Consider the following 14,636-nt stretch of genomic DNA (forward strand, 5'->3'; position numbering starts at 1 on the left):
ATCTTAGCCCTCTAGAGGATGCCGCCTGCGGTATACCTCATACATTAGAAGGGCAGCTGCCACGGATGCATTTAATGAGGTTACATGTCCTGCCATTGGCAAATGGATGAGAAAGTCACATTTCTCCCGAATGAGCCGTCCAATTCCTTTTCCCTCACTGCCAATCACAAGTCCAAGCGGCATTGTCGCATCAAAAGCGCGATAATCTTCCCTGCCTTTTGCATCGGTGCCGGCGATCCAGACACCCCGCTCCTTTAGTTCATCAATTGTTTGCGCCATATTGGTGACGCGGACGACTGGAACATACTCGATAGCTCCCGTTGATGATTTCGCAACCGTTGCAGTTAAACCGACCGCCCTCCTTTTTGGAATAATGATACCATGAGCGCCGACTGCATCAGCCGTTCGCATAATCGACCCTAAATTATGCGGGTCTTCAATTTCATCAAGCAGCAAAAAGAAAGGAGGTTCATTTTTATTCTCAGCTGCGGCAAATAAATCATCCAATTCAGCGTATTGATAGGCCGCAACAGCAGCGACGACACCCTGGTGGTTTCCTTCCGCCATCTGGTCGAGCTTTTTCCTGGGGACAAGTTGCACCAATACTTTCGATTCTTTAGCCATTCCGATAATTTGCTGCATTGAACCTTTTTGCGATCCTTCAGCAATGAAAATTTTCTTAATATCCCGCTGTGATTTAAGCGCTTCGATAACCGGATTTTTGCCGATAATATATTCTTCTGTCATGATGTTGTTCCTCCTTTCTCGTTTTCAATCAGAGCGAAGCAGGCAGAGATGATTTCCTCAAGCCTTTCTTCTTCTCCGGATAAATATAAATAGCCGACCAGCGCCTCAAATGCCGTACTGTACCGATAAGTTTGCACATCTGTGTTTTTCGGAACCGTACCTGACTTCGCGTTTCGTCCCCTTTTAACCACCGCAATCTCTTCCTGGCTTAAAAAACTATTCTCAAGAAAATGATGAATGACCCGGGCCTGGGCTTTGGCTGAGACATACATGGTTGCTTCCTTATGCAAAAAATGCGGCCTCACTTTCCCGCCCTGAAGCAGGTGGCGCCTGACATATAACTCAAAAACCCCGTCGCCCAGATAGGCAAGAGCAAGACTGTTTAGCTGTTTTTCATCGATTTTATTTTCGTAACGAAGCATATAGAGTTCAGCCTCTTTTCCAGCGCGTGCCTTGCGGAGTATCTTCGAGAATGATGTTCATGTCCTTCAGCTGATCCCTGATTTGATCTGAGAGCTGGAAGTCCCGATCCTTACGGGCTTGATTCCTCTTTTCGATCAACGCTTCAACCTCATCATCGAGAAGCTCTTGTGTCTGAAGAGATAACCCGAGAATATCAAAAAGGAGCCCAAATTCAGACATAAAAGCATCGATAACCTCTTTAGATGTATTTTTTTCAAGCATATAATAATTTGCCAGCTTAGAAAGCTCAAATAAAACCGATATCCCATTTGCCGTATTGAAATCGTCATCCATAGCGGCAACGAATTCATGATGAAGCCCGTTAATCCTGCCAAGCCACTCCGCGTTTTGGTCGGTTAATTCCGAGCTTGCTTCCTTTCGGTGCACGAGGTTCTGGTAAGAGGTTTTAATTCGCTCGAGGCCTGATTTTGTGTTTTCGAGCAATTCGTGACTGTAGTTAACCGGATGGCGGTAATGGACAGACAGCATGAAAAACCTGAGAACCTGCGGATCATGAACCTTAATAATATCGTTTACGAGTACAAAATTCCCAAGCGACTTCGACATTTTCTCATTATCAATATTAATATACCCGTTGTGCATCCAGTAGCGGGCAAAGGTTTTTCCGGTCAGCGCTTCAGACTGGGCTATTTCATTTTCATGATGCGGAAACGCCAAATCCTGTCCGCCTGCATGAATATCAATAGTATCGCCCAAATATTTTTTTACCATCGCAGAGCACTCAATATGCCAGCCTGGGCGCCCCTTTCCCCATGGACTTTCCCATGCAATTTCGCCTTCTTTCGCTTTTTTCCAAAGGGCAAAGTCCAACGAATCCTGCTTTTTCTCACCGGGCTCGATCCTGGCCCCAACCCGAAGCTCATCGATCGATTGATGGGAGAGCTTTCCGTATTCTGCAAACTTTCTCGTCCGATAATAAACATCGCCGTTTGATTCGTAAGCATAGCCTTTTTCAATTAGCGCGCCGATAAACTCAAGAATAATCTCCATGCTTTCGGTTACGCGAGGATGGATATCAGCCCTTTTGCAGCCAAGCGCAGAAACATCTTCAAAATATGCATTAATAAAGCGGTCAGCAATCGCAGGAACTTCTTCACCAAGCTCCTTTGCGACGCGAATTAATTTGTCATCCACATCCGTAAAATTAGAAACAAATTGAACTTTATAGTCGCGGAACTCAAGGTAACGCCGAACTGTATCAAATACGATCGCTGGACGGGCATTGCCGATATGGATGTAATTATAAACAGTTGGCCCGCACACGTACATCTTTACTTTTCCTTCTTCGAGCGGGACAAACTCTTCTTTTTTCCTCGTCATCGTATTAAAAATTTGAATTGGCATTCATGTTACTCCTTTCGTTCCTCAACTCAGTTAATTCACGTTTTAATTTATTTATTTCTGCTTCCAGTTCCTTGAGCCGATCTGCAATCGGATCAGGTAAATCGGTGTGGTTAAAATCCTTCACCCTAATTCCATCTTTAACGACTATTCTCCCTTTAATTCCAACAACCGTAGAATTCGGGGGCACATCCTGAAGGACGACAGCACCCGCTCCGACTTTGGAATTTTCACCAATCGTGATCGATCCGAGGACTTTGGCCCCCGTTGCAATCAAGGCATTGTCTTTTACCGTCGGATGCCGCTTTCCTTTTTCTTTGCCGGTTCCCCCCAGGGTAACTCCTTGAAACACCGTGACGTTATCGCCAATTTCACAGGTTTCACCAATGACAACCCCCATGCCGTGGTCAATAAAGAAGCGCTTCCCAATCTTCGCACCGGGATGAATTTCAATACCGGTAAAAAAGCGGCTGATCTGTGAAATGACCCTCGCTATAAAGAAGAGCTTCCGCTTATAAAAACTGTGCGCAAAACGATGAGACCAGATGGCGTGCAGCCCGGAATAAGTAAGAATAACTTCTAAATAAGTTCTTGCCGCCGGGTCCTGTTCGAAAACAACCTCTATATCTTCTTTCATTATTTTAAACATGGTTCTTCCCTCCACGTATACTCTCCTGTTTTATTTCCATAAAAAAAGCGCCTCTGTACATAGACAGAGACGCTTATCCGCGCGGTTCCACTCTGTTTAAGCCATAAAGAAAAGCGAGGGTACACTCTTCCCAATCAACCAAAGGTCAGATGCTTTCGGCAGTTCACATTATCGCACGAAAGGTCTTACGCTTTGGGAGCCTGGGTGCTGTTGCTCACTATATTAGGCTTCAACTTTTATCCTGTTAACGGAAGGAGTCCGCCCGAGTCTACAGGTTTAGTTTCGACAAGGGACTCAGAGGTGCATTTCAAAAAATAAGCGGCTTGAACCACTTTCAGCCGACGATGGTCCTCTCTGGCAAGCATCATTTTTCTACTTTTCCTCTTCAACATTTTCATATTATAGAATTACTCTTACTATATTACATTTGGCCGGATATGTTAACTAATAATATTTCGTAAACGCTTCAGAATTTTTTCTTTTCCTAACAATTCAATGGCTTTCGGCAGGTCTGGTCCGTGTGTTTGTCCTGTCGCAGCAGCCCGAATCGGCATGAAAAGATCTTTGCCTTTTTGTCCTGTTGTTTTTTGTACATTTTTCATGGCCGCTTTGATATGATCCGCTGTAAACTCAACCAGGTCATCAATCTCCGCTGAAAAAGCTTTAATCACTTCAGGAACCTGGTCACCTTGCAATACAGCCTTCGCTTCTTCGTCATAGTCTGCTTCATCGGTAAAAAACATATCCGTCAGCTCAACAATTTCAGCACCGAAGCTCATTTTTTCCTGGTAAAGCCCAATCAAATTCCGCACCCAGATCCGCTCCTCTTCAGACAAATTGTCGCTGACTCGTCCGGCATTGATTAAATGCGGCAGAGCCAGGTCAACCAGTCTGTCCAGCTCAAGCTTTTTCACATATTGATTGTTCATCCACGTCAGTTTTTGTTTATCAAATAAAGCCGGCGATTTCGACAGGCGGTTTGGATCGAATATCTCAATAAGCTCTTCCTTGGAGAAAATTTCTTCTTCCCCCTGAGGAGACCAGCCCAATAACGCAATAAAATTAAACAGGGCTTCAGGTAGATAACCTAATTCCTCATATTGCTCAATAAACTGAATGATTGATTCATCACGCTTGCTCAGTTTTTTGCGGCTTTCATTAACGATCAGCGTCATATGACCATATTCCGGTGCTTCCCAGCCGAGCGCCTCAAAAATCATTAACTGCTTCGGCGTATTAGAAATATGATCATCGCCCCGTAAAACATGCGATATTTTCATCAAATGGTCATCAACAGCAACCGCATAATTATAAGTTGGCATACCATCCTTCTTCACAATAACAAAATCGCCAATCCCATCTGATTCAAAGGAAACATTCCCTTTCACCATATCATCAAAAGAGTATACTTTGCCATCAGGAACAAGGAAACGGATGCTTGGTTTTCGGCCTTCCGCTTCGAGCTGTTCGCGGTCAGCTGCACTCAGATGGCGGCATTTCCCCGAATACTGGGGAGTTTCCCCTTTCGCAACCTGAGCTTCACGTTCGGCTTCCAATTCTTCTTCCGTACAATAGCATTTATAAGCCAAGCCTTTTCCCAACAGCTCTTCATTGTATTTTTCATAGATCGCATTTCGTTCGGATTGCCGATAAGGGCCATAATCTCCACCATTATCAACGCTCTCATCCCAATCGATGCCAAGCCAATTTAAATATTTTAACTGGCTTTCTTCTCCGCCTTCAATATTGCGCTTTTTATCGGTATCTTCAATACGGACAATAAATTTGCCGCCTTGATTCCGGGCGAATAAATAATTAAATAATGCTGTACGAGCATTTCCAATATGTAAATGTCCAGTCGGACTCGGAGCATAGCGGACACGGACTTCCTTCGACATAGTACTTCCTCCTTGTTAACGAGCTTTGCTTGCTTCATTGTATCATTGTGCTTTATTGTAATAAAGCTGCGTTATGCATTTTTTTCTTTTAAAAGAACTACCGCCTGGGCCGCGATGCCTTCGCCGCGTCCGGGGAATCCGAGTTTCTCTGTCGTGGTTGCCTTTACATTGATATACTGCGTGGATGTACCGAGAAGACCGGCAATACGGTCCCGCATCTTATCAATATAAGGAGCCATCTTCGGCTGCTCGGCAATAACGGTACAATCGGCATTGACGAGCTCATAGCCCCGTTCCGACACGATTTTCCAGACATGCTCCAGCAGTTCCGCGGAATCAGCATCTTTAAAAGTGGGATCGGTATCTGGAAAGTGTTTGCCTATATCGCCTTCCCCGATCGCACCTAAGCATGCGTCAGCAATCGTATGTAAAAGAACATCTGCATCCGAGTGCCCTAACAGGCCTTTTTCAAATGGAATTTCAATGCCGCCAATAATAAGCGGACGGCCCTCTATTAATTGATGAACATCAAAGCCCTGTCCAATCCGAAACATTCTCATTCCCCTTTGTTTTTAATCGCGGAGTTCCTTTTTTTCATAATAGCTTCGGCGAAAAAAAGGTCCTCCGGTGTTGTAAGCTTAATATTGTCATAACTGCCTTCGACGACAGTTACGGGAACGCCGATCCGCTCGATGAGGCTTGCATCATCGGTGCCGATAAACCCGCTTTCCGCCGCGTCCTTATGCGCCTTAAGCAAAAGCGAAACGCGAAAAGCCTGTGGGGTTTGAATTGCCCACAAGCTTGAACGCTCAATCGTTGTAACCACTTTACGCGCTTGAACCTTTTTAATCGTATCCTTTACCGGAACAGCAACAATCGCCGCCCCGTCTCGTTCCGCCACCTCGGCCAGTTGATGAATAATCGGTATATCAATAAAAGGCCTAGCGGCATCATGAACGAGAACGATACCATCGTTTTTCAGCGTTTTGATGGCGTTATACACACTATGCTGCCGCTCTGTTCCGCCCGCAACAAGTGAATGTACTTTTTGAATGCCGTAGTCCTTTAACAATCTCTTTATTTCCGGTTCTTCTTGAGGATTAACAGCTAAAACGATTTCACTGCACGCGTGATCTGCCTCGAACACTCTTAACGTATGAATGAAAACCGGAATTTCGTGAAGATGAACGAGAAGCTTGTTCTTGCCGGCTCCCATTCTTTTCCCCTGACCGGCTGCAGGAATAATAACCTGGTAAGCCATAGACTAACCCCTATCTCACTATAAAGCTTTTTCCAATAGCTTCGGTTTTGCAAAGATCATGCGTCCGGCTGATGTTTGCAGGACACTCGTAACTACAACATCAATTCGTTTGCCGATAAAATCGCGGCCGTCTTCCACCACAATCATCGTGCCATCATCAAGATAGGCAACACCCTGATTATATTCTTTGCCATCTTTAATAACCTGTACATTGAGCTCTTCGCCCGGAAGAACGACCGGTTTAACGGCATTAGCTAGATCATTAATATTTAAAACAGAAACATTCTGAAGTTCGCACACTTTATTTAAATTGAAGTCATTTGTAACAACGACGCCGCTTGTTATTTTTGCTAATTTAACAAGCTTGCTGTCAACCTCCTGGATCTCTTCAAAATCGCCTTCGTAAATCTCGACTTTCATGGCCAGTTCTTTCTGGATGCGATTCAGGATATCAAGTCCGCGGCGGCCGCGATTTCGTTTCAAAGCATCCGATGAATCAGCGATATGCTGCAGCTCCTCAAGAACAAATTGCGGAATGACAATAGTGCCTTCCAGAAAGCCAGTCTGGCATATATCCGCTACTCTTCCATCAATGATTACACTCGTATCAAGAATCTTTAAAGAATTATTGGCATGCGGATCCTGTTCTTCATCAACAGGCTTCTTTTTTCGGTTCGCAAACAGGTTTAAAAGCTCGTCTCTCTTTTTAAAACCGACCTGGAAACCGAGGTAGCCAAATAAAAGCGTTAGTACAGTGGGCGCTACCGTATTCAACACAGGCACTTGAATCGCATTGAGCGCAAACCCAATCAGGAATGCAAGAACAAGGCCGAATGCCAGCCCCACACTTCCAAAAATGATATCTGTAATCGGCGCCTTCACCAAGGAGTCTTCGAACCATCTGACAAAGTTGACAACATAATCAATGGCCCAGAAACTAATAAAATAAAATATAAGTGCACCTAGAATGGCAGCCACATACCCATTATTTAAAAATAGAATGTTGTCTGCACTCACCAATGTTAATAAATCAGGTATTAAAAATATGCCAAGCGTTCCGCCGATAATAAGGAAGCACGCTTGAATGATACGTTTTAACATTCCTTCACCTCCTTCTAACCATTATAAACAAATTCTATAAATTGAAACGTAGTATTGCAGATTAATTTCATTTTTTTATGGTCAATCTTGTTATCTTAAAATAACTTTCTCAAGTGAATAAAAAAGATAATCCTTATGGCTAAAGGACAATATTCCATCTTTAAGGGTAGCATCGCAAAAATGAAGTGTCAAATAATAAAGGTTTTTATTTTATCATAGGACTTTTGTCATTTCAATCTAATTTTTTAAATCCCAGTGAATTTTACTGTACGGGCGAAGATCTCCTTATCCCCCAAGCACGGCCTGAAGGGCCTGGCTGACGGAAGAAACTCCTACAAGCTGAATGCCCGACGGCTCTGTCCAGCCTCCCAAATTATTTTCAGGCAGAATGACTCTCTCAAACCCAAGCTTCGCTGCTTCCTGGACTCTCTGCTCGATTCTTGAGACACGCCTTACTTCGCCGGTCAATCCAACTTCGCCAATAATACAATCTGAAGCTCGGGTCGGTTTGTCGCGAAAGCTTGAAGCGATGCTGACTGCAACTGCCAAATCAATGGCAGGTTCATCTAATTTGACACCGCCGGCCACTTTTAAATAGGCGTCCTGGTTTTGTAAAAGCATCCCAACTCTCTTTTCCAACACCGCCATCAACAGCGATACCCGGTTATGGTCAATTCCGGTCGCCATCCTTCTTGGATTTCCAAAGCTGGTCGGTGAAATTAACGCTTGTATTTCAACCAATACAGGGCGAGTCCCCTCCATAGAAGCGACGACAGTTGACCCTGATGCCCCCTGCGACCGTTCCTCGAGAAAAATCTCCGAAGGATTTTCCACTTCTTCAAGCCCAAATTCCTTCATTTCAAAAATACCCATTTCATTTGTCGAGCCAAATCTATTTTTCACGGCACGCAAGATTCGATATGTATGGTGCCGTTCACCTTCAAAATATAGAACGGTGTCGACCATATGCTCGAGAAGACGGGGGCCAGCGATTGAACCTTCCTTCGTAACGTGTCCTACGATAAAAATCGCAATCCCTTTTGTTTTAGCAATTCTCATTAATTCTGCTGTACATTCCCGAACCTGTGAAACGCTTCCCGGAGCCGAAGTTATCTCGGGATGATAGATCGTTTGAATCGAATCAACGATCACAAAGCCCGGCGACATCCCTTCAATCGTTCGGCTGATTTCCTCCAAATTTGTTTCTGCATAAACGTTCAGGTTTTCAGAGGTTACTCCAAGGCGATCCGCTCTCAATTTCGTTTGCCTCATGGACTCTTCACCTGATATATAGAGAACCGAATGCTCTTTTTTTGCAAGCTGCGCCGACACTTGCAGCAGCAATGTCGATTTGCCTATCCCCGGATCCCCGCCGATCAGTACTAATGACCCTCTAACCACTCCTCCGCCAAGCACCCTGTTCAGTTCTTGCATGTCTGTCGTAATTCTCGGTTCGCTTGTTGTTTCAATCGCAGTAATCGGGGTTGCTTTAGCCACGGCAGCCGATGCTCCCTGTGAATGGGCAAATGCTCCACGCCTTCCTGTACTGGCCGGTTCAATTTCTTCAACCATCTTATTCCATGTTCCACATGCCGGGCATTTTCCCATCCATTTCGCGGATTCATACCCGCATTCTTGACATATAAACTTTGTTTTTTTCTTTGCCATCAATTTCTTCCTCTCCAATGGGGCGTAACGATGTCTTTCACTTTATTATAAGGTATCTTGTCCTCTTTTTCGAAAATCTCGAAGCATCTCAGGAAACAAAAAAAGAGGTACACGTAAATGGTGCTTATTTACGCGTACCTCACGATGTTTAGTTTAAAAACAAATGCTTTTCCCTACAGTTTAACTTTCCCGCTTTCTTCAGCCGCTTTGACGACAAACTCGCCGTCCTCCACATCAATAATGACATGATGGCCGGTTAAGACCTTGCCTTTTAGCAGTTCTTCAGACAAACGGTCTTCAATATGCTTCTGAATAGCGCGTCGCAACGGACGTGCTCCGTATTCAGGGTCGTATCCTTCTTCAGAAATTTTCTCTTTTGCTGCATCTGTCAGCTCTAAATTAATGTCCTGCTCCTTCAAGCGGTTTGTTAATTGATCGGACATTAATGAGACAATTTCTTTCAAGTGTGGCTTCTCAAGAGCATGGAAGACGATAATTTCATCGATACGATTGAGGAATTCAGGTCGGAAGGCTTTCTTTAACTCTTCCATTACCTTGCCTTTCATATCTTTATAATCGTGCTCTCCATCCTGAATATTAAAGCCGACATATTTGTTTCGTCTCAGCGCTTCAGCTCCGACGTTAGAAGTCATGATCAGTACGGTATTGCGGAAATCGACCGTGCGCCCTTTCGAATCTGTCAGGCGTCCGTCCTCCAATACTTGAAGCAGGATATTAAATACATCAGGGTGAGCCTTCTCAATTTCATCGAGCAGGATGACTGAATATGGTTTTCTGCGGACTTTTTCGGTCAACTGACCGCCTTCATCATATCCAACGTATCCCGGCGGTGAACCGACAAGGCGTGATGTCGAATGCTTCTCCATGTATTCCGACATGTCGATCCGAATCATCGCATCCTCATCCCCGAACATTGATTCCGCTAGAGCACGGGCAAGCTCGGTTTTACCGACACCAGTCGGTCCAAGGAAGATGAATGAGCCAATTGGGCGCTTTGGATCTTTCAGGCCGGCACGGGCACGGCGAACTGCTTTGGAAACTGCCTTTACAGCTTCCTCCTGCCCAATTACTCGTGAATGAAGAATTTCTTCAAGGTTCAACAGCTTATCTGTTTCTGTTTGGGCCAGCTTGGCAACAGGGATACCTGTCCAGCTCGCAACAACGTGCGCAATATCTTCGACAGTAACCTCACTGTTTTCTTTACCTTGCTTTTCCTTCCAGTTCTTTTTCGTTTCTTCGAGCTTTTCACGCAGGCGTTGCTCGGTATCTCTTAATGAAGCTGCTTTTTCAAACTCCTGGCTTTGAACAGCTGCATCTTTTTCTTTTCTTACTTCCTCCAATTTCAGTTCAAGCTCTTTCAAATTCGGAGGAGTTGTATAGGAACGAAGTCTTACTTTTGAACCGGCTTCATCAATTAAATCGATCGCTTTATCCGGTAAAAAACGGTCTGAGATATAGCGGTCGGACAGCTTAACTGCCGCATCAATCGATTCATCCGTGATCGAAACACGGTGATGGGCTTCGTAACGATCTCGAAGTCCTTTTAAAATTTGAACGGATTCTTCAACAGTTGGCTCATCGACCGTAATTGGCTGGAAGCGCCGTTCCAACGCGGCGTCTTTTTCAATATATTTTCGATATTCATCAAGAGTTGTCGCGCCAATACATTGCAATTCACCGCGGGCAAGTGACGGCTTCAAGATATTGGAAGCATCAATTGCGCCTTCAGCTCCCCCTGCTCCAATCAATGTGTGAAGTTCATCAATAAACAAAATGATATTGCCAGCCTGGCGTATTTCATCCATTACTTTTTTAAGGCGGTCTTCGAATTCACCGCGATATTTCGTTCCGGCGACGACCGTTCCCATATCAAGGGTCATGACACGCTTATCGCGGAGAATTTCCGGCACCTCATTATTGACAATTTGCTGGGCTAGCCCCTCTGCAATTGCCGTCTTACCGACACCAGGTTCACCAATCAGTACCGGGTTGTTTTTTGTACGGCGGCTTAATACCTCAATAACTCTTTGAATTTCTTTGCTTCTTCCGATCACCGGATCAAGGCTTCCTTCACGCGCAATCGAAGTCAAGTCCCTCGCAAGACTATCCAATGTAGGAGTGTTGGCATTTGCAGACGCACCGCCCTGGTGGCTTCCCGATTCATTGCTTCCTAATAATTGAAGCACTTGCTGACGTGCTTTATTCAAGCTGACGCCGAGATTGTTTAAGACTCTTGCTGCCACGCCCTCTCCCTCACGGATAAGCCCTAGAAGAATATGTTCAGTACCAACATATGAATGACCGAGCTTTCGTGCCTCATCCATTGAAAGTTCAATTACTTTCTTCGCTCTAGGTGTATAATTAGGCGTCTGTGTCACTTCTTTACCAGTGCCAATTAAATTTTCAACTTCTTTTTGGATTTTTTCTGAACCAAGACCTAAAGCATACAAAGCTTTAGCGGCAATCCCTTCACCTTCACGTACAAGGCCTAAAAGAATATGTTCTGTACCAATATTGTTATGTCCTAGGCGGATCGCTTCTTCTTGAGCCAACGCCAGCACCTTCTGAGCTCTCTCGGTAAAACGTCCAAACATCATATGCTCTTCCTCCTGTCTATTCTTCCATTTTCAATCTTTCCCGTATTAAAGTAGCACGGCGGATATCACGCTCATTCGGTCGCAAAGGGCCGCCGGCATATTGCTGTAAAAATCCTGGCTGCGTTAAAATCATTAATTCATTTAAAATGGTCTTCGAAACATTTTTTATAAAGCCCATATCGATCCCGAGACGTACATCTGACAAACAGCGAGCTGCTTCCTTTGTTTCAATGATTCGGCTGTTGGCGAGAGTACCCAAAGAACGGAAAACCCTGTCTTCTAATTGTATGTTTGCCGTTTTGGCTAATGCTTCCCGCGCCGATCTTTCCTGTGAAATCAACTGGCTGACGACACTTTTTAAATCTTCAACAATATCTTGTTCCGATTTTCCAAGTGTCATTTGATTTGAGATTTGAAAAATATTTCCCAACGCTTCGCTGCCTTCTCCATAAATACCTCTTACTACCAATCCGAGCTGGTTAATCGCCGGGATGATCCGATTTATTTGCTGAGTTAAAACAAGGGCGGGCAAATGCATCATCACCGATGCGCGTAGCCCTGTCCCTACATTAGTGGGACAGCTCGTCAAATACCCGAGCTTCTCATCAAACGCGTAGTTAACTTGCTCTTCCATCCAGTCATCGACCTTGTTCGCCATATCAAGTGCTTCTGCCAGCTGAAAAGCAGGAAACAGGCACTGTATCCGAATATGGTCTTCTTCATTAATCATGATGCTGACTTCTTCATTTTCCGAGAGCAAACATGCCCCTGAGCTTGAATCTTTGGCAAGCTGCGGACTGATCAAATGCTTTTCAATCAGAACCCTTTTTTGTAAAGGCTGCAGCTCTTCCATCTTTAACAGCTCTAATTTTCCAAGGCTGCCCGGTCCGCCAGTGAGAACACGTTCTTCAATCGTTTTTAATATCCTGGATGCTTCTTCGCTTGAATAAAGTGTTGAAAAGGTAAATTCATTAAGGTTTCGAGCAAGGCGGACCCTGGAGCTTAATACAATATCGGAATCGGGCCCTTCAGCGCTCATCCACGAACTTATAGCCTGGCTCATAAATCGGTTAAGAGACACACTTACTCCCCTCCCTTATTGGCTTCGTTCATGCTTTTTTCCACTGAACGAATTTCATCCCTGACTTGCGCAGCTTTTTCGAATTCTTCCTTCGAAATTAGCTCGATAAGACTCTGTTTTAAAGAATCCAGCCGTCGGCGCATTTGGATGCTGCCGCCAATTCTTTTTGGGATTTTGCCGTTATGGCTCCAATTGCCACTGTGAAGTCGCCTTAAAATTGGTTTAAGCTGCTCTTTAAATGTATCGTAGCAATTTGCGCAGCCAAACCTGCCCACCTTTGCAAACTGTGGAAAGGTCATCTTGCAGTTTTCACACTGAACAATGTCATCCTGATCATACTGCGGTTTTGTTGATTGCGGGAATGCCGGCTCAACATTCAGAAGACCGGCTAATAGGTTGTTGATCGAAAACCCCGATCCACTGTTGAACATAAACATATCGCCTTTTTCCTGAGCACATTTTTCACAAAGATGGACCTCTGTCTTTTCGCCATTCACTATTTTTGTAACATGCATTGTTGCCGGCCTCTGATTACAATCTTCGCAAATCATGATTTCACCCCTCAGCTCAACTTATTATTTATATTTTAATGAGGTCAACATCGCCTGCAGCATTCTTGCCCTAAGCTCATCACGATGGGGAAGGTCTATATATAGTACAGAGCGGTCAATTACACTGAGCATAATTTTAGCTTCTCTTCGTGTAATAACCCCTTCATTTGCTAGACGATAAATTACATCCTCGGCACTACTTTGAGATACACGGTTCTGAACTAACAGCAAAAGATCATTTATTAGATGGGCAAAGTCATTGGTCTGTACCTTCATAATTCGAATATAACCGCCCCCGCCGCGCTTACTCTCAACGATATAACCTCTTTCAACCGTAAACCGGGTATTAATAACGTAATTAATCTGAGACGGTACACATTGGAACTTATCGGCTACTTCACTTCTCTTAATCTCAACAATTTCCTTCTCACTCAGTTCCAAAACGGACTTTAAATAGTGCTCAATAATGTCTGAGATATTCCTCATTATAGCCCCCCAATCTGACTTTGACTATATTTGACTTTCATTATACATGATACCCTCAATTGAATGCAAACGATCTGAGAACTCCCTTATATTTTCTCCAAAATCCCCTTTCTCAAACCTGCAGCGCAACTATGTAATAGCCTTTTGCCAATTATAAAAGCTCCAGTCCGGATCAACTATTTTCATACATAACTGCGTGATTTTAGTTACCGGGGTTTTGGGAGAGTGGAGACATCAGATCTGCTGACTGATTCGGAATTGGCCGAGGGACTTTTAGCTGATTTTCGGATCTAAAAGTCTACTTGACTTAGAGTATGTAGCAAAATTATTTTCAAAATGAGCTTGGTTGTGAAAGAGATGAAGTATTTGAGGTGGATAAACGTAGAAAATCACGAATTTTTATTGAAAATGTTGATAATTTGTTGGATGGTAAAAAAGAATTAAGCGGAAAATCCGGTGATTCACGCGAAAGTACGGAGGAATTAAGCGGAATCCTGCTTAATTAAGCGGAAAATCCAGGAATTAAGCGATAATCGTGATTAATTAAGCGAAGACGGTGTGGCGGATGTTTTTTCTCCGTGTCTAACGAACAAAAAAAGAACAACCATCATCGGCTGTTCTTTTGTATGCGCTTGGCGGCGTCCTACTCTCACAGGGGGAAACCCCCAACTACCATCGGCGCTGAGAAGCTTAACTTCCGTGTTCGGGATGGGAACGGGTGTGACCTTCTCGCTATCGCCACCAAACTATTT

General features: G+C 44.2%; 14 protein-coding genes, 1 rRNA gene and 1 other annotated feature. Of the genes, 1 reads left to right on the top strand and 14 read right to left on the bottom strand.

What is annotated here, in order from left to right; all coding sequences use genetic code 11:
- Window positions 1-3: 3 nt before the first annotated feature.
- From rlmB to CU635_RS05890, 13 genes are all read right to left on the bottom strand, one after another.
- Window positions 4-747 (bottom strand): 23S rRNA (guanosine(2251)-2'-O)-methyltransferase RlmB, encoded by a 744-nt coding sequence (rlmB, locus tag CU635_RS05830; protein ID WP_101576241.1) that lies wholly within the window; start codon window positions 745-747, stop codon window positions 4-6.
- Window positions 744-1,169 carry a Mini-ribonuclease 3 gene (locus tag CU635_RS05835; RefSeq protein WP_101576242.1) on the bottom strand — a complete coding sequence of 142 codons (426 nt, stop codon included), beginning with the start codon at window positions 1,167-1,169 and terminating at the stop codon, window positions 744-746. Before CU635_RS05835 ends, rlmB begins: the two co-directional genes overlap by 4 nt.
- A 7-nt stretch (window positions 1,170-1,176) precedes the next feature.
- A complete protein-coding gene (gene cysS, locus CU635_RS05840) occupies window positions 1,177-2,574 on the bottom strand; it encodes a cysteine--tRNA ligase (RefSeq protein WP_101576243.1) in 1,398 nt (465 codons plus the stop codon).
- A complete protein-coding gene (gene cysE, locus CU635_RS05845; RefSeq protein ID WP_257985638.1) occupies window positions 2,555-3,235 on the bottom strand; it encodes a serine O-acetyltransferase in 681 nt (226 codons plus the stop codon). The genes cysS and cysE overlap by 20 nt, the downstream gene beginning before the upstream one ends.
- A gap of 47 nt (window positions 3,236-3,282) precedes the next feature.
- Window positions 3,283-3,618: a binding site (T-box leader), on the bottom strand.
- 42 nt (window positions 3,619-3,660) lie between these two features.
- Window positions 3,661-5,118, bottom strand: coding sequence for a glutamate--tRNA ligase (gene gltX, locus CU635_RS05850; protein ID WP_101576245.1), 1,458 nt, complete (start codon window positions 5,116-5,118; stop codon window positions 3,661-3,663).
- 71 nt (window positions 5,119-5,189) lie between these two features.
- Entirely contained in the window at window positions 5,190-5,672 is a 483-nt protein-coding gene (ispF, locus tag CU635_RS05855) for a 2-C-methyl-D-erythritol 2,4-cyclodiphosphate synthase (protein WP_101576246.1), read from the bottom strand.
- Between the two features lie 2 nt (window positions 5,673-5,674).
- Entirely contained in the window at window positions 5,675-6,379 is a 705-nt protein-coding gene (gene ispD, locus CU635_RS05860) for a 2-C-methyl-D-erythritol 4-phosphate cytidylyltransferase (RefSeq protein WP_101576247.1), read from the bottom strand.
- A gap of 18 nt (window positions 6,380-6,397) precedes the next feature.
- Complete coding sequence (locus CU635_RS05865; protein ID WP_101576248.1) at window positions 6,398-7,480, bottom strand: PIN/TRAM domain-containing protein; 1,083 nt, start codon at window positions 7,478-7,480, stop codon at window positions 6,398-6,400.
- 285 nt (window positions 7,481-7,765) lie between these two features.
- Entirely contained in the window at window positions 7,766-9,148 is a 1,383-nt protein-coding gene (radA, locus tag CU635_RS05870) for a DNA repair protein RadA (RefSeq protein WP_101576249.1), read from the bottom strand.
- 173 nt (window positions 9,149-9,321) lie between these two features.
- Window positions 9,322-11,766 carry an ATP-dependent protease ATP-binding subunit ClpC gene (gene clpC / locus CU635_RS05875; protein ID WP_101576250.1) on the bottom strand — a complete coding sequence of 815 codons (2,445 nt, stop codon included), beginning with the start codon at window positions 11,764-11,766 and terminating at the stop codon, window positions 9,322-9,324.
- Between the two features lie 16 nt (window positions 11,767-11,782).
- Window positions 11,783-12,829 carry a protein-arginine kinase McsB gene (gene mcsB, locus CU635_RS05880; protein ID WP_373270840.1) on the bottom strand — a complete coding sequence of 349 codons (1,047 nt, stop codon included), beginning with the start codon at window positions 12,827-12,829 and terminating at the stop codon, window positions 11,783-11,785.
- A 20-nt stretch (window positions 12,830-12,849) separates the two neighbouring features.
- The gene (gene mcsA / locus CU635_RS05885; protein WP_101576252.1) at window positions 12,850-13,398 is read right to left on the bottom strand and encodes a protein-arginine kinase activator protein McsA; all 549 of its coding nucleotides are present in this window, start codon (window positions 13,396-13,398) and stop codon (window positions 12,850-12,852) included.
- A gap of 24 nt (window positions 13,399-13,422) precedes the next feature.
- On the bottom strand, window positions 13,423-13,884 hold the full coding sequence (locus CU635_RS05890) for a CtsR family transcriptional regulator (RefSeq protein ID WP_101576253.1): 462 nt from the start codon (window positions 13,882-13,884) through the stop codon (window positions 13,423-13,425).
- 371 nt (window positions 13,885-14,255) lie between these two features.
- Here CU635_RS05890 and CU635_RS24060 point away from each other — a divergent pair, with 371 nt between their 5' ends.
- Window positions 14,256-14,390: a hypothetical protein gene (locus CU635_RS24060; RefSeq protein ID WP_257985637.1), complete on the top strand. Its 135-nt coding sequence runs from the start codon at window positions 14,256-14,258 to the stop codon at window positions 14,388-14,390.
- Between the two features lie 124 nt (window positions 14,391-14,514).
- On the opposite strand, the gene rrf is transcribed toward CU635_RS24060, so the two are convergent.
- A 5S ribosomal RNA gene (gene rrf, locus CU635_RS05895) occupies window positions 14,515-14,630 on the bottom strand.
- Between the last annotated feature and the right edge of the window lie 6 nt (window positions 14,631-14,636).

The sequence above is a fragment of the Bacillus canaveralius genome (assembly GCF_002860125.1).
In the GTDB taxonomy this organism is placed as follows: Bacteria; Bacillota; Bacilli; order Bacillales; family Cytobacillaceae; genus Bacillus_BJ; species Bacillus_BJ canaveralius.

What these genes read in the sequence shown, in the direction of transcription:
- CU635_RS05890 (WP_101576253.1), bottom strand. Translation starts at nt 13,884, where the DNA reads ATGAGGAATATCTCAGACATTATTGAGCACTATTTAAAGTCCGTTTTG.
- mcsA (WP_101576252.1), bottom strand. Translation starts at nt 13,398, where the DNA reads ATGATTTGCGAAGATTGTAATCAGAGGCCGGCAACAATGCATGTTACA.
- mcsB (WP_373270840.1), bottom strand. Translation starts at nt 12,829, where the DNA reads ATGAGCCAGGCTATAAGTTCGTGGATGAGCGCTGAAGGGCCCGATTCC.
- radA (WP_101576249.1), bottom strand. Translation starts at nt 9,148, where the DNA reads ATGGCAAAGAAAAAAACAAAGTTTATATGTCAAGAATGCGGGTATGAA.
- cysS (WP_101576243.1), bottom strand. Translation starts at nt 2,574, where the DNA reads ATGCCAATTCAAATTTTTAATACGATGACGAGGAAAAAAGAAGAGTTT.
- clpC (WP_101576250.1), bottom strand. Translation starts at nt 11,766, where the DNA reads ATGATGTTTGGACGTTTTACCGAGAGAGCTCAGAAGGTGCTGGCGTTG.
- ispF (WP_101576246.1), bottom strand. Translation starts at nt 5,672, where the DNA reads ATGTTTCGGATTGGACAGGGCTTTGATGTTCATCAATTAATAGAGGGC.
- gltX (WP_101576245.1), bottom strand. Translation starts at nt 5,118, where the DNA reads ATGTCGAAGGAAGTCCGTGTCCGCTATGCTCCGAGTCCGACTGGACAT.
- ispD (WP_101576247.1), bottom strand. Translation starts at nt 6,379, where the DNA reads ATGGCTTACCAGGTTATTATTCCTGCAGCCGGTCAGGGGAAAAGAATG.
- rlmB (WP_101576241.1), bottom strand. Translation starts at nt 747, where the DNA reads ATGACAGAAGAATATATTATCGGCAAAAATCCGGTTATCGAAGCGCTT.
- CU635_RS05835 (WP_101576242.1), bottom strand. Translation starts at nt 1,169, where the DNA reads ATGCTTCGTTACGAAAATAAAATCGATGAAAAACAGCTAAACAGTCTT.
- CU635_RS05865 (WP_101576248.1), bottom strand. Translation starts at nt 7,480, where the DNA reads ATGTTAAAACGTATCATTCAAGCGTGCTTCCTTATTATCGGCGGAACG.